Genomic DNA, 15,542 nt, shown 5'->3' on the forward strand with positions numbered 1-15,542 from the left:
GGACACCGTACGACGCAATGATTCGTCGGCAATCTCAGATGGCTCAATGCTTTGCAGTAAGGTCTCTACTAATTGGTCAGCAGATGTTTTTTGCGTCATGCTTTATATTCTACCATGCTCTTCGTATTTGTGAACCTTCTTTTTTGCTGTTACCCCTATTTATTGAGCGGATACGCGGAAACGATATAACTCAAATGAGTGACACTCCAATGTGTGAACTAACACAAGTGTCACTATAAAAAGCGACTGTGAAGCCATCGAAGACAGCAGTTATACCTGAAATATCAAATGAAAACACTCGAATGCACAGAGGATTTCCATCATGTTTACAGAAGAAAAAACTCTCAATAATCAAGCTATCGCTGTCGTCGCCGATACTACTTCTCAATCAACTCTTGCAGTTGCTGAAGCGTCTGGACTGATGAAACCTACTTTAAAACGGGGTTCTACTGGTCCAGCCGTCAAGGAACTGCAACAGCTTTTATATCATTGGGGATATTATTACGGTTTTTCGATCGATGGTATTTTCGACACCTATGTTGAAGATGCCGTCAAAGACTATCAACACCGCGTCTTTTTAGCTGAAGATGGGATTGTCAGTCCTCTAACCTGGCAAGCACTATACTCTGGTGCACCTGTGAATATGCCGACTCTGATGAATGGTAGCTCAGGTAATGCTGTCAAAATTGTTCAGAATGTCTTGAAAATGAATGGATACTATTTCGGTTTTGTTGACGGATACTTCGGGGTTATGACCAAAGTAGCGGTGATCCAGTTCCAAACGATTAAGGGTTTACCAGCCGATGGAATTGTCGGGCCTAGAACTTGGCACGCTTTGAGCAAGTTACCGCACTAAACAACGGTATATCTCACTTGTATAGGACTTACGTGCCGACTCTAATTGTAGGGTGTGAAACGCGCACCTTACAACTACAGGTAGTGTAGTTTCTCAGTTATTGCGTAAGTCCTGTTAGTTAAGCTTTAATCATTTATGAGGTTAATCAAATGACACATTCTGCTACCCTTGAAGCTCAAGCAAATTCTGCTGAACACGGACAAGAGCTGGCTGAATTTTTTCAGGAAAATAATGGAAACTACTCGGCAATGCGAGCGATGAGTTTTATTGCACTGATTGCAGCAATTGTGTTTGGCGTCATCACAATAAATAGCAAGAATGCTGATGGCAAATACATTACAACTTCTTTTTTAGTTGCTGCTTTTGCACCAAAAGCTGTTCAAAAATTTGCAGAACGTCCTTAAAGAGTTGACAGTTGATATCATTTCCGGTAACACCGGAATGATGTTGACGGTTGACGGTTGACAGTGAACTGTGAACTGTGAACTGTGAACTGTGAACTCGAATTTACTATTCCGATGCTAACGGATTTGATATGACAGTTGATAGTTGCGGGCGGAGTTTTTAGGACAATGATTTAAACTGAACTTCTGCCTACGAGGGGAAGTTCAGTTGTAAAATCTCTCAACGATCGCCCTTATTTGCTCCATCAGTTCGCTTTATTCTTCCACGCGATAGCCCAATTCGGCTAAACGGGTGCGGGACTGCCGCCACTTCGGCTGCACCTTGACAAATAGCTCCAAATATACTTTGCCTTCAATTAACTTTTGAATCTGTTCTCGCGCCGCACTGCCGATCGACTTGAGCATACTGCCGCTTTTACCGATTAAAATACCTTTTTGGGAATCCCGTTCGACGTGAATTGTCGCCAGAATGCGGGTAATTTTTGCTTCTTCTTGAACTATGTCGATCGCAATTGCTACGGAATGCGGCACTTCTTCCCGCGTCAGCAGCAAAATCTGTTCCCGAATCAATTCGCCCATAATAAAGCGTTCCGGCTGGTCAGTCACCAAATCGGGCGGATAATAGTAAGGCCCAACGTCCAAATGTTCGATTAACAATTGTTGCAGCGGCTCGACACCCTCGCCCGTGAGAGCGGAAAATTTCACTACAGGCCACTCAGGATTGACTATTTGCTCGTAAGTTCGATCGATCAACACGGAATCCTCCGGTTGTTCGTCCAACTTATTCATCCCCAAAATCACCGGAACTTTGCAATTGCTGAGAATTTCGACAATATATCGATCGCCCCCTCCCGATTCCACGGAACCATCCACCACAAACAGCACCACATCCACCGACTGAATCGCTGTGCGGGCATTCTGCACCAAAACCTTGCCCAATTGGTGATGTGGCTTGTGAATTCCGGGAGTATCTACAAAAATAATTTGTGCTTCCGGTGTCGTTAGGATGCCCCGCAGCCTGTTACGTGTCGTCTGAGACACCGGCGAAGTAATCGCAATTTTCTGCCCCACCAACTGATTCATCAGCGTTGATTTTCCGACATTCGGGCGTCCGACAATACCCACAAAGCCCGATTTGTAACCCGCCGGAGCCGCGGGAACACCCATAATGTCCGATACGTCGATAAATTTACTATCTTCCACTAAAATCACCTATTTTCAAGCCCCTTCTCTGTCTATTGTCGCCTGAAAATACTCAAACGGTCATCGATGCACTGTAGCATCTTTCTCGCCCTGGTATGGCGCGCCACACTCAAACCTCGATCGAGCCGCAAACCAGTGTTAAAACGTGATACGCGATCGGCAAAACTTGATATCTGAGACAAAATTTGATAAAGTTCCAATGACATCGCTCAAAAATGAATCATTCTGGTAAAACCGACTCCCCAATGCTGTAACAACTTCAGATGTGTAAATATCTAACTCAACTGAAACTCTTCTACAGTTTGTCAGGCCAACCAGTTTTAACATTTTTGAAGATGTTTGGTAATAAATTAGGTAAGTTGAACTCAAACTGAAAAGCTCAATATCATCAGGCGCTTTCTCAATAAAAGCTAGTGTCTTTTGAGCATACCTAAATTAGTGCTAATCGTCATAAAGTTGAGGAGATGAATCAGATGAAATCGAAATTATTTTGGAGTGCCTGCACCGTTTTGGTAGCAAGCTTGCCTGTTCCCGCCTTGGCTCAAACAAGCCCTCCTACAAGCCCTCAAGCAGATTTTGACTACAAGGGCGGCTCAATGAAATACCAGTTGCTACCGGGCAGAATCCAAGACAGAACCTTGCCCAAAGCCTTTGACTTTCCAATTATTACCAATGTTGGTACTGACACTAGCATCACCTCGGATTTCCTAATTACCGATCAGTTTCGCGCCCCAGCGGGTCGTACAGAATACACCGGAGCTCTCACCGCCTGGGCAGCATCAATCAGAGAATGTCTGGCAAAACAGCCCCTCTTGATTCGAGCCAGCACTAAGAACCCGGTTCGGATTAATGGTAGAGTAGGCACGATTGTCAGAAACGCAAATAACCGTGCAGTTTGCAAATAAGCCAGCAATATCACGAGGGCTAAATTGACCGTAATTGCTGTAAGGGCGGGTTCACGAATATCTCCCATGCAAGCATCGATACAGTAAACCCGTCACCGCAGCGATATTGGGGTCAATCGAGGCCAGTTGATATAACTTCCGCTATCTTAAAGATAAAAACTAGAGAGTGTTTTTGAACAAAAAGAGCAATAGAAAACCTATTGCTCTTTTTGTTGACGAAATTTCAATTAATATCTATTAGGACTTATATGATATCGGCTGAAACGACATCATACAAGAGGTTTGTAGTGAGGAATGCAAGTCCTTATCAAAGTTTAAGGACTTGCATTCCTCACTGCAAACGAGATAATTACGCAGAAACCAGCTTGTTTCCCAAAAATCCCGTGGAACCGGAGGGATATGGATTTTAACACCTGGTTTATGAAAGTTTGTCTGCGTAATTCACGATTTAGTAGCGCAAAATTCATGTGTACTCAGTAAAATTTCGCCATAATCAGGAATCCAAGCTAGCCACTGTTCTTCCGAAGATTCACACAACAGCCACGCTTCGTCAAAGCTGAATGCGGTTGGCGGATTGAACAATTTAACCCACATAGAAGGAGTTAATTTTGGTGCAGGTACGGCGCAGCCAAATTTTTCCCAGTCGCGGACACTGGCGAAGCTTCCGGGCGTTGGTTGGGATTGCCAAGTACGAATATCTGTTTGCAGTTGCATAACTACTCCTGTCTAGCTAAGAGTCTGCACCAGGGCGCGGTTGAAACAACGCAGAGCGAAGGCGCAGATAAACTTTGATTATGTAGTCTATGTTACCGAATTATATAGGCGAATGTGTAACGTTGTAGCAAAAATTTACAATCGAGAGGAGAAAACTGGCTCAAAGCTGAAAAAGTCGATCGGCTATTGTTCAGCTCGGCAACGCTCGCCTACCATAGCAAACAACATCTGATATCGTTTCCCGCTGCATCGTCAGGTGATAAATTAGAGGGCAATTCATGAATGATTGTTACAAGTCGCCACCTATCTCGGCGCAATTTTCAGTTGTTCGATTCACAGTCAACAGTCAACAGTCAACATCATTCCGGTGCAACCGGAATTGATATGATTTATTTCAAAAATTCCGACATGAACCAAACTGCAAAATCCCAGTGGAAAACTCTAGACCGCTTTGTAGAAATCAACTCTCATTGGGTAAAACTAATCGCCGAACATCTCGAAACAACCGAAGGAAAAACAGTAGAATATTGGCGAGTAGAAAGAGCAGATTCAGTTGTAATCTTGACAATTCAAGCTGACAAATTGCTGTTTCCCCCACCGATGTATCGCCCCGGTGTGGCAGAAGCAACCCTCGATTTTCCCGGCGGTCGCGTACCAGCCGAAGCCACGCCAGCAGCAGCCGTTCCAGCTATAATCAAGAAAGAATTAGGCGTGACAGAAAGTGCGATCGCCCGCATCGAACCGATCAACACCATTGGCTGGGCAGTAAACAGTTCCTTCTCCAATCAAAAACTCTACGGTTTTGTTGCAGAATTGCACCCTACAGCAACAGTAAGCCCCGAACGGATCGGTGCTGAATATCCTGTCACGCCAGACGGAATTCGCGACTTGCTCAAAGAATTAACTTGCCTCCAATGTCGAGGATTACTGTTAGAATGGCAAAATCAAGTCGATTTTAGATTTTAGAATTGGGAATTGTCCCCCCATGCTCGCTGATTTGAATTTTAGGACTTAGGCTCATAAACCCGGTTTCTCTGACAAATCTTGGCTTAAGCAGCAACTTATCTAAGAAAAAAACCGGGTTTCTAGCCCCTTGTCTGTAAGTTCTAAAATTCCTGAAAACCCAAATCACCGGAACTAATCATGCCTCTCAATAATGAAGTTGCTGTCGAATGCCTCGACGTGACATATCGCCTCAACCGCAGGCATTTAGTAGACAAACTGAATTTCAAAGTGCTGCAAGGAGAAGTTTTAGTATTACTGGGACGCAGCGGGAGTGGCAAAACTACTACCATGAAATTGATTAACAATTTACTAACGCCAAGCAGCGGCGAAGTTCTTGTCATGGGAAAACCGACAACTCAGTGGAACCCAATTCAACTGCGCCGAAAAATTGGTTATGTTATTCAAGAAATTGGTTTGTTTCCCCATTTTACCGTCGAGCAAAACGTCGGTTTAGTGCCAAAATTGGAAGGTTGGGAGGGCGATCGTATTCAATCTCGCGTCCGGCAACTGTTAGAATTAGTCAACCTCGACCCCCAGCACTTTGCCAAACGCTATCCCCATCAGTTATCCGGCGGACAGCGGCAGCGGGTAGGCGTCGCTAGAGCACTGGCGGCTGACCCTCCGATATTGTTAATGGACGAACCGTTTGGTGCTTTAGACCCCATTACTCGTCTGGAATTGCAGCGAGAATTCGGTCAATTGCAGCAGCAACTGGGCAAAACTGTGATTTTTGTGACTCACGGCATTCAAGAAGCTTTTTTGTTAGCTTCTAGAATTGGTTTGATGCAAGATGGACGCTTGGTTGAATTGGGATCGCCCGATGATTTTCTGAAATCTCACCATCCAGAAGCTCGCGCATTTCTGGAATGTTTGCAATTGCCCGGAACGGGGTAATAATATGATGTGCGATCGCATCATTCGTTTATGAGTATGGCTGGGTTTTTGAAGCTGATGGCGGGAAATTAAATATATTGGTGAACCCATTCCTACGAGATATTAAATTATACCATAATTTACACTTCCGAATTCCTAATTACTAATTTTTCCATGATGCAATTTATCAATCGGTATGGTGCGGAGATAGTTCAGCGCGCCAGTGAACACTTATATTTAGTAACTGTTGCAATTTTTATCGCTATTATTGTGGGGATGCCCCTGGGAATTTTAGCCACGAGAAAACCAAAATTGAAAAAGCCAATCTTGGGATTTGCTAATATTATGCAAACAATTCCCAGTTTAGCTTTGTTTGGCTTGCTAATCCCGGTGCCAGTAGTGGGTGGAATAGGCGATCGCACGGCAATTATCGCCCTCACTCTGTATTCTTTACTGCCAATTATCCGCAATACTTATACTGGTATTGTCGGCGTCGATCCAGCGATTACGGAAGCCGGAAAAGGCATGGGGATGACTGATATGCAACTATTATGGCAAGTGGAAATTCCCCTGGCGCTGGGCGTGATTCTGGCGGGGGTGCGAGTTGCTGCGGTAATTGCGATCGGACTCGCTACAATCGCCGCTGCAATTGGTGCCGGCGGCTTGGGGGTGTTTATTTTTCGGGGCGTTGCTACCGTCAACAATCAGTTACTTTTGGCTGGGGCAATTCCGGCCGCTTTAATGGCATTAGCTGCGGATTTTGGGCTGGGTTTGGTAGAAGCGCGCCTCTCGAAAAGTACCTTAAAAACTATTAATGAGGAGTAAAATCCTGGCTACCTTCCGTCAGCGTTGTCACTCTCTACGAACCAGAAGCATTCGCAGGATTCGCTATCAGATTGCGGATTTCATTTGAGCGTTCAAGGTACTCTCGATCGCTCAAAACAGCTTGGCTTCCCTCCAGCGAAATAGCATCTGCCAAATCGATCCAAGAACGGCAACCGCCGTATTCAGGAATGTAGGGAATTTCGCGGATTTCTGCAAGGCGATAAGCCCGCAGCAATAAAATATATATTGGCTGAGTTTGTTTCCACTTCAGGCGATCGCTGACAAAATTTTCATTCCAAATATGGTACGGAAATAGCGCCGTAATTGCCGGTTCCCAAGCTACCAAAAAAACATCAGTAATCTCCGCCCAACTGCCAATTCTAATAACTTCTGGATGCCAACCAGATTCAACAGCATTGACTTGATGTGCAAACTCCGGCTTTAATAAACCCGGCTTTTGGTGTTCAAAAGTTGGATACAGCAAAACCTGTTTGTCAGTGACATTAAACTGTCCTGTTTGCTCGCGAATTCCCCCCTTCCGCAACAGCACAATCGTTTGACCTTGTTCCAAAGCATTAACTGCTACATTCCATTCTTTCAGCGCCCTAGTAGTTGATTTCATAGGAATTTAGTTGGGTTTTAACAATAGTAACAAAAATCGGTACTTTCAAGCAAGTACAGCCACTTTTTCCTGTTAAAATTGGCGTAGTCCTGACTATGCAGGACTACTTTATTTTGATAAAGAGAATAATTGGTTGGAGCACATCGTGGGTTAACTGCTGTTTTCTTTATTACTCTAACCGATAAAATAATCGTCTCTTCTGCGTCCAAGCTATCCTATACTATGACACCCGGTATATTCAGCAACTTGGTAGTTAATTTTTCAGGATTTGACTTAAATACTTAAGAAATTTCAAAGATTTTCGCAGGTATATTAAGTACCAAACAAGCATATTTAGATTTGTTAAAATTCAAATAGTATTCAAAAAGCATAGATTATACTTATTTAGAGTGCATTAAAACTGGTTTTTAATTCGGTTCTGTAATAAATATCAGTAGAGCTACTGAAATACCGCCTGGTCTTCAATTTCTTATTAGTGAAATTACGCACATGAGCCTTACTATTTTCGGTTACAACCTAAGCGAAGCTATTTACGAAAGTGTCAATACGATTATTTATCGCGGCACAAAAGAGGTTGATAGAACCTCCGCGATCATCAAAACCTTCAAAACCGAGCATCCGACACTCGAAGAAATTTCCCGCTTAAGACACGAACATAAAATCCTCAGACATTTAGAAAGTGAAGGAATAGTCAAGCCCATAGCCTTAGAAAACTATCATAACGGCTTAGCGCTGATTGTAGAAAATTTTAGCGGTCAATCTTTGAAAGATTTTCTCAACAATCAACCCTTGGCCATAAACGCATTTCTCAAAATCGGCATTCAGTTAGCAAACACTCTGGGAGAGATTCATCATAGTAATGTAATCCATAAAGACATTAAGCCCCAAAATATCTTAATTGACCCAGAGACAAAGGAAGTAAAAATTATTGATTTTAGCATTGCTTCTCTCTTAGAGCGAGAAAATCAAACCGTCACAAATCCCAACTTATTAGAAGGGACTCTCGCTTATATGTCGCCGGAACAAACTGGCAGAATGAACCGCTCAGTGGACTACCGCACCGACTTTTACTCCCTCGGCATTACATTTTATGAAATGCTGACTGGTAGGCTACCTTTTTCCGCAAAAGACCCCCTAGAATTCGTTCATTGCCATATAGCTAAAGCACCCATAGCACCTAAAAAGCTGAATCCAGAAATCCCGGATGCAGTTTCTGAAATAGTCATGAAATTATTATCTAAAACTGCTGAAGATAGATATCAAAGTGCTTTCGGAATAAAAGTTGACTTGGAAACCTGCCAGCAGATGCTTTCTTCAGGAGAGATTTCCCACTTTATTATAGGTCAACTAGACTCCTACAGCCAATTTCTGATTCCGCAAAAACTCTATGGACGGGAAAAAGAAGTTGCTAGATTACTAGAAGCCTTCACTCGCATCAGTGCTGGGACAACGGAAATGATGCTAGTTTCCGGTTATTCAGGTATCGGCAAATCTTCGTTGGTTAACGAAGTTGATAAACCTATAGTCGGAGCACGAGGGTATTTTATTTCTGGTAAATTTGACCAATTTAAGCGGAATATTCCTTATGCTTCTTTAATTCAAGCATTTCAAGGATTGATGCGGCAACTGCTCACGGAAAATTCCGCTCAAATAGCCATTTGGAAGGCTAAAATTCTGGAAGCACTTGGTGCCAATGGGCAAATTATTATTGATGTTATTCCCGAAGTAGAAAAGATTATTGATCCACAGCCTGCGGTTCCAACCTTGGGACCGACTGAATCTCAAAACCGATTTAATCGAGTGTTTCAAAAATTTATACAGGTGTTTAGTAAAGCCGAACACCCCCTAGTGATATTTTTGGATGACTTGCAGTGGGCAGATTCAGCTTCGCTTAAGCTCATCCAACTAATTATGACCGATCCCGATAGTAAATATCTGCTATTAATTGGGGCTTATCGGGATAATGAAGTTAGCGCCACTCATCCCTTAATTTATACTTTAGAGCAAATTAAAAATACCAGGGCGATAGTAAATAATATTATCCTCCAACCTTTGGATATATCTCATGTCAACCAATTAGTCAGCGAAACCCTTCGCAGTCAAGTTTCCGAAGTTTTGCCCCTGGCTGAGTTAGTTTTTCAGAAAACCCAGGGGAACCCCTTCTTCTTAACTCAATTGCTCAAATCCCTTTATCAAGACAAACTCCTATCCTTTGATTTCGATCGAGTTTGCTGGCAGTGGGATATGCAACTGCTTCAAGGCATTGATATCAGCGATAATGTAGTCGAATTGATGGTCAGCCAAATTCAAAAGCTGTCCTCCCAGACGCAGAATGTCTTAAAATTAGCTGCCTGTATTGGAGACCTATTCAGTTTAGAAGTTTTGGCAATTGCCAATAAAAAATCTCAGTCCGAGACGGCAATAAATTTATGGGAAGCACTACAATCTGGTTTGGTTATCCCGCTAAATAATTCCTACAAAATTCCCCTGCTATTTGAATCGGAAACATCGACAGAAAAGTTAACTGAGCAGTTTGATGTCATTTATAAGTTTTTGCACGATCGAGTGCAGCAGGCATCTTATTCTCTAATTCCCGACGAGCAGAAAAAAGAAACTCACCTAAAAATTGGTCAACTACTGCTGCATTCTACAACACCTGAAGAACGAAAAGAAAATATCTTTGCACTGGTTAACCAACTAAATTATGGAACCGATTTAATCACTTTGGAGTTGGAAAGATTTGAGTTGGCAGAACTCAATCTGATCGCTGGACAGAAAGCCAAAGCTGCCACAGCTTATGAGTCGGCTGTCAAATATTTGAAGGTGGGTTTGGAACTGCTTGGGGAGGATAGCTGGGAGAGTCAGTACGATCTAACGATCGCCCTCCATCTGGAAGCAGCAGAAACTGAATATATAAACACTAACTTTGAGCGATCGCAACAGTTGTCTGCGACGATCCTGAAACAAGCGAAAACCCTTCTGGAAAAAGCCAAGGTCTATGAACTGAAAATTCAATTAGAGATGGCTCAAAATCGGATGCAATCCGCTGTAGATAATGGGATCGAGGTTCTAGAAATGTTCGGAATTAGCCTAGAGCAAGAACCCCCTCAAGAACTAATCTTTGAGGATTTAGCTAACTTGCCACCCATGACAGATCCCGATAAACTCGCAGCCATGCGGATATTAAATCTGATTACAACACCGGCTTTCCTTGGAAATACTGCCCTGTTTCCGCCAATTCTTTATACAAAAATAGCTTTGTCTATTAAGTATGGAAATTCGCCTCAAGTCGCTTTTGCTTATGCTTGGTATGGAGCGCTACTCTGTGGAGGATTAGGAGACGCAGATTCTGGATATCAATTTGGCAAACTAGCTATTTTATTACTAGAAAAATTTAATACAATCAGCCTGAAATCGAAGATAATTTGTATATTTAATTGTCTGATCAGATTGTGGAAAGAGCCTCTTATTAACACCCTAGAACCTTTAATTGATGCCATTCAAAGTGGTGTCGAAACTGGCGATCTAGAATATGCTTGTCACAGTACAGTCAATTATTGCAATCAATTATTTTTCAGCGGGCGCGAACTAAAGAAACTTGAGCAAGAACAGGCAAAGTATGTTGCCCTAACCATTAAACTCAAACAAGAATACGATACTTTATTTGTTAAAATAAACCAGCAAGTTGTTGACAATTTACTCGGCAAAAACTCAGACAAATACTTTTTGCTAGGTGACAGTTTTAATGAAGAAGAACTACTGCCAGGAATCGAGGCGTCTAACACTGGGACTTTGCTCTATGCTTACTATGTCGGCAAAATGATTCTCTGTTATCTATTTAAAGAGCCAGATAAAACATTATTAAATGCCAACTTAGCATTAAAATATGCCGACACTGGTGCAGGATTAATGCACATGAGTATCGACAACTTCTACCATTCTCTTTCCCTCCTAGCACTGTATCCACAAGCCGCGCCAAAAGAGAAAAAAAAATATCTAAGTGTAGTAGCAGCTAACCAAGAAAGAATGAAGACTTGGGCGTTTTATGCACCGTCTAACTTCCAGCATAAGTATGATTTAGTAGAAGCCGAAAAAGCGCGGATTTTGGGACAACCTTTAGAAGCGAGCGATTATTACGATCGCGCTATAGCCGGAGCCAAAGAACAGGGATATATCCAAGAAGAAGCATTAGCTAACGAACTGGCCGCAGAGTTTTATTTTTACCGCGCTAAAGATAAAATTGCTTTGATGTATTTAACCGATGCTTACTACGGATATAGTCGCTGGGGAGCTAAAGCTATAGTCAAAGATTTGGAAGCCAGATATCCTCAAATATTTTCCCGGATAGCCAAGCCAGAAACTCAACGTAACCAGGTCACAATGAACACTACCTCGACGAGTTTAGGGAGTGCAGGAGCTCTAGATTTAGCTAGTGTGATCAAAGCATCTCAAGCTCTTTCGGGTGAAATTGTACTGAGTAAGCTGTTGGCGAAATTGATGAAAATTGCGATCGAGAATGCGGGTGCTCAAAGTGGCATTTTCATTTTAGACAAAGCTGGAAATCTACTAATTGAAGCCTATGGCACTGTAGATGGCGATGTAGAAGTGCTGCAAAGAATACCAGTGGAAAACAGTAAGCAACTACCCATATCTTTGATTAACTATGTTGCCAGAACTCAGGAAAATGTTGTATTAAACAATGCGAGTTGTGAGGGAACCTTCACGGCGGATACTTATATCGTCTACCAAAAACCCAAGTCAGTATTATGTACTCCCATAGTCCATCAAGGAAAACTTACTGGCATTCTTTACTTAGAAAATAATCTCACAACTGGTGCTTTTACTCCCGATCGTTTAGAAGTTTTACAACTTTTATCTTCTCAAGCAGCTATTTCAATTGAAAATGCCCGTCTTTATAACGATTTGGAAGCAGCCAATGCTACTTTAGAAGCGAAGGTAGCAGAAAGAACGCAACAGTTACAAGAAAAAAATATCGATTTACAAAAAGCAGAAGAATTAGCGAAAGCCGCCAACTCTGCCAAGAGTGAGTTTCTTGCTAATATGAGCCACGAACTCCGAACGCCACTTAATGGCATTTTGGGTTACACCCAAATCCTCAAACGACAAAAAAACTTGGCTGACCAGCAAAAAGATGGTCTGAACGTGATTAGTCAGTGCGGCGAACACCTCTTAACCCTAATTAACGATATTTTAGATCTCTCCAAAATCGAAGCCCGAAAAATGGAAATTCACTTGAGTAATTTCCATTTCTCACAATTTTTGGAAGGTCTGGCTGAAATTTGCAATATTCGGGCAGAACAAAAGGGAATCTCCCTTATTTACGAGCCTATTACCCAACTACCTATTGCCGTCCAGGGTGATGAAAAACGATTGCGGCAAGTTCTAATTAACTTACTCGGCAATGCGATTAAGTTTACTGAAAAAGGTGGGGTGGCATTCAAAGTAGGATATCAGGATGGCAAAATCCGATTTCAAGTGGAAGATACCGGATTTGGTATGGCACCAGAGCAATTGCAAGATATATTTTTGCCTTTTCACCAAGTAGGGGATGCCAACCGCAAGGTTGAAGGAACCGGCTTGGGACTGGCAATTAGCCGCCAATTAGTCCAGATGATGGGCGGTGAAATAAAGGTGAAGAGTACATTAGGACAAGGGAGCATTTTCTGGTTCGATTTAGATTTGCCAGAGGTATCGGAATGGGCGACTAATGCAGCCAAAGGGAATGCCCACACAATCGTTGGTTTCAAAGGCCGAAAGCGAAAAATTATCATAGCTGACGACAAGTGGCAGAATCGCTCGATCATGGCGGGAATGCTTCAGCCGTTAGGATTTGAAATTCTGGAAGCAACGGAGGGTCAGGACTGTTTAAACAAGGCGGTGGAGTTTAAGCCCGACTGTATTTTAATGGACTTGATGATGCCAGTAATGAGCGGCTTAGAAGCAACGCGCCGAATTCGCAAATCACCCGATCAGACTAATTTAGTGGTGATTGCTACTTCTGCCAGCGTTTTTGATTTCGATCGACAACAAAGTGCCGAGGTAGGTTGCAATGATTTTATTCCGAAACCCATACGAATCGAGGAGCTTTTAGAAAAATTACGTACTCATTTAGGGTTAGAATGGATTTATGAAGAAAATCTGGAAGAGATTAGGAAAGCAGAAGGAGAAAACAAATCTCTAAGTTCTGAAATTGTAGCTCCCCCCGATGAGGAAATCGCCGTTCTATTGGATCTAGCGATGATGGGCGATCTCCGAGCGATTGCGGAGCGAGCGGCAAAACTAGAACAACTCAATGAGCAATGGGTTCCCTTTGCTACCCACCTGCGCCAGTTAGCGAAAGGATTTGAAGAACAACAAATCCTAGAGTTTATTAAACAATATAGGACGACAACCAATGAGTAGTGAAATTGCCGAACAAAGCACCATTTTAATCGTAGATGACACCCCGACTAATTTAGGTGTCCTGTTCGATTTTTTGGCTGATTTTGGCTTTAAAGTATTGGTAGCTAGGGATGGCCAAAGTGCTCTCCAGAAGGTCGCATATGCTGCGCCAGATCTGATCCTGTTGGATGTGCTTATGCCAGGAATAGATGGTTTTGAAACTTGTCGCCGTTTGAAATCCAATGATTTAACGAGAGACATTCCTGTGATTTTTATGACAGCTCTTGCTGATACGGTGGATAAGGTTAAAGGTTTGAGTCTTGGTGCGGTGGATTATATCACTAAGCCTCTTCAGCATGAAGAAGTTTTAGCTCGTGTTAATGTCCACATGAAGCTCCGCAATTTGTCGAAGAAACTCTTAGAGCAAAATGTGTGCTTGCAAGCAGAAATAGAACAGCGTGTCAAAGCGGAATCTTCGCTCTTGAAGCTGGCATCGGAATTGGAAAGGCGAGTTGAGGAAAGGACGGCTGAACTTTTTCAATCCAATCAATTGCTAAAACAGGAGGTTCAAGAGCGTCTGCAAGCAGAGGCAGGATTGCAACAATCGGAAGCTCTATTGCGAACCCAAACTAAATGTTTAGAAAAAGCTTTTCGAGAATTGCAAATCACCCAGACTAAACTTGTGCAGAGCGAAAAAATGTCTTCTCTAGGTCAGCTTGTTGCAGGTGTAGCCCATGAAATCAATAATCCCGTTAATTTTATTTTTGGGAATCTTTCTTATGCCGATGATTATACCCAAAATCTGATTGATCTCGTCAATCTTTATCACCAAGAATTTCCGGCGGCAGGGCAAAAAATCGAACAGAAAATAGAGGAAATAGAACTAGGTTTTTTGGTTGAAGACTTACCTAAATTGCTGAGTTCAATGAAGTTAGGTGTTGACCGGATTCGCGAAATTGTTCAGTCGCTGCGAATCTTCTCGCGATTGGATGAATCTGAGATGAAACCAGTGGATATTCACCAGGGTATTGATAGCACTCTGTTAATTTTGCATAACCGTGTTAAAGGAAGGGGCGATCGACCTGCAATTGAGGTGGTCAAAGAATTCGGCAATCTGCCTCTGGTAGAGTGTTATGCGGGTCAGCTTAACCAGGTGTTTATGAATCTTGTTGCTAATGCTATTGATGCCATAGATGATTATAATACGACGCGATCGTTAAGTGAAATGAAAGCTAATCCTTCTAAGATTTTCATTCGCACTGAGGTCACGGAATCTAATCGAGTGTTAATTCATTTTAAGGATAACGGGCCTGGGATGACAAAAGAAATTAGCCAACATCTATTTGAGCCATTTTTTACTACTAAGCCTATCGGGAAGGGTACTGGTATTGGGCTGTCAATTTCCCATCAGATTGTAGTTGATAAACACGGGGGGCAGCTCAATTGTATTTCAGCTCCTAATCAGGGGGCAATCTTTATTATTGATATTCCAATTTACCAGAAAATTTTTGCTAAAAATTTAATTGCGATGTCTGAAACAGCTTTGGGTATTTCTTAGTGGATTTTAAATTAAGGGGAGTCAAATAAATTTTAAGGGTTGCACAACTATAATCAAAATCGATGAGGCAGGGGGATATTCCAATACTTTAGGTAATGACTGTAGTTTAGACTAAAAAATCAGTGCAGCTAAAAGTAGCAGCCTTTTAGCAGAAGGCAAGCTGTTGCTCAAAAAC

At 42.4% G+C, this 15,542-nt stretch carries 12 protein-coding genes; 8 read left to right on the forward strand and 4 right to left on the reverse strand.

What is annotated here, in order from left to right:
• Positions 1-322: 322 nt before the first annotated feature.
• The gene (locus QUA83_RS28565) at positions 323-856 is read left to right on the forward strand and encodes a peptidoglycan-binding protein (RefSeq protein WP_333297501.1); all 534 of its coding nucleotides are present in this window, start codon (positions 323-325) and stop codon (positions 854-856) included.
• 149 nt (positions 857-1,005) lie between these two features.
• On the forward strand, positions 1,006-1,260 hold the full coding sequence (locus tag QUA83_RS28570) for a hypothetical protein (protein WP_333297503.1): 255 nt from the start codon (positions 1,006-1,008) through the stop codon (positions 1,258-1,260).
• A gap of 255 nt (positions 1,261-1,515) precedes the next feature.
• Here QUA83_RS28570 and era read toward each other — a convergent pair whose 3' ends face one another.
• Together era and QUA83_RS28580 are read right to left on the reverse strand one after the other, a co-directional pair.
• Positions 1,516-2,427: a GTPase Era gene (gene era, locus QUA83_RS28575; RefSeq protein ID WP_333165504.1), complete on the reverse strand. Its 912-nt coding sequence runs from the start codon at positions 2,425-2,427 to the stop codon at positions 1,516-1,518.
• A 68-nt stretch (positions 2,428-2,495) separates the two neighbouring features.
• Positions 2,496-2,663 carry a hypothetical protein gene (locus tag QUA83_RS28580; RefSeq protein WP_333297504.1) on the reverse strand — a complete coding sequence of 56 codons (168 nt, stop codon included), beginning with the start codon at positions 2,661-2,663 and terminating at the stop codon, positions 2,496-2,498.
• Positions 2,664-2,936: 273 nt separating this feature from the next.
• On the opposite strand from QUA83_RS28580, the gene QUA83_RS28585 reads away from it, so the two are divergent.
• Entirely contained in the window at positions 2,937-3,368 is a 432-nt protein-coding gene (locus QUA83_RS28585) for a hypothetical protein (protein WP_333297505.1), read from the forward strand.
• Between the two features lie 441 nt (positions 3,369-3,809).
• Here QUA83_RS28585 and QUA83_RS28590 read toward each other — a convergent pair whose 3' ends face one another.
• Positions 3,810-4,082: a hypothetical protein gene (locus QUA83_RS28590; RefSeq protein ID WP_333154831.1), complete on the reverse strand. Its 273-nt coding sequence runs from the start codon at positions 4,080-4,082 to the stop codon at positions 3,810-3,812.
• Between the two features lie 282 nt (positions 4,083-4,364).
• Between QUA83_RS28590 and QUA83_RS28595 the strand changes: the two genes are divergently transcribed.
• The 3 genes from QUA83_RS28595 to QUA83_RS28605 all read left to right on the forward strand — a co-directional run bounded on the left by QUA83_RS28595 (position 4,365) and on the right by QUA83_RS28605 (position 6,785).
• The gene (locus QUA83_RS28595; protein WP_333297506.1) at positions 4,365-5,048 is read left to right on the forward strand and encodes an NUDIX hydrolase; all 684 of its coding nucleotides are present in this window, start codon (positions 4,365-4,367) and stop codon (positions 5,046-5,048) included.
• Positions 5,049-5,225: 177 nt separating this feature from the next.
• Complete coding sequence (locus QUA83_RS28600) at positions 5,226-5,981, forward strand: ATP-binding cassette domain-containing protein (protein WP_333297507.1); 756 nt, start codon at positions 5,226-5,228, stop codon at positions 5,979-5,981.
• A 153-nt stretch (positions 5,982-6,134) separates the two neighbouring features.
• Positions 6,135-6,785, forward strand: a complete 651-nt coding sequence (locus QUA83_RS28605; protein ID WP_333297509.1) for an ABC transporter permease — start codon at positions 6,135-6,137, stop codon at positions 6,783-6,785.
• 34 nt (positions 6,786-6,819) lie between these two features.
• Here the strand turns inward: QUA83_RS28605 and QUA83_RS28610 are convergent, their stop codons facing one another.
• On the reverse strand, positions 6,820-7,407 hold the full coding sequence (locus tag QUA83_RS28610) for a DUF1802 family protein (protein ID WP_333297511.1): 588 nt from the start codon (positions 7,405-7,407) through the stop codon (positions 6,820-6,822).
• A 489-nt stretch (positions 7,408-7,896) separates the two neighbouring features.
• Between QUA83_RS28610 and QUA83_RS28615 the strand changes: the two genes are divergently transcribed.
• Positions 7,897-13,830, forward strand: coding sequence for an AAA family ATPase (locus QUA83_RS28615; RefSeq protein WP_333297512.1), 5,934 nt, complete (start codon positions 7,897-7,899; stop codon positions 13,828-13,830).
• Positions 13,823-15,367, forward strand: coding sequence for a response regulator (locus QUA83_RS28620; RefSeq protein ID WP_333297513.1), 1,545 nt, complete (start codon positions 13,823-13,825; stop codon positions 15,365-15,367). Before QUA83_RS28615 ends, QUA83_RS28620 begins: the two co-directional genes overlap by 8 nt.
• Positions 15,368-15,542 lie beyond the last annotated feature (175 nt).

It is taken from the genome of Microcoleus sp. K1-B1 (assembly GCF_036704705.1).
Classification (GTDB): domain Bacteria; phylum Cyanobacteriota; class Cyanobacteriia; order Cyanobacteriales; family Microcoleaceae; genus Microcoleus.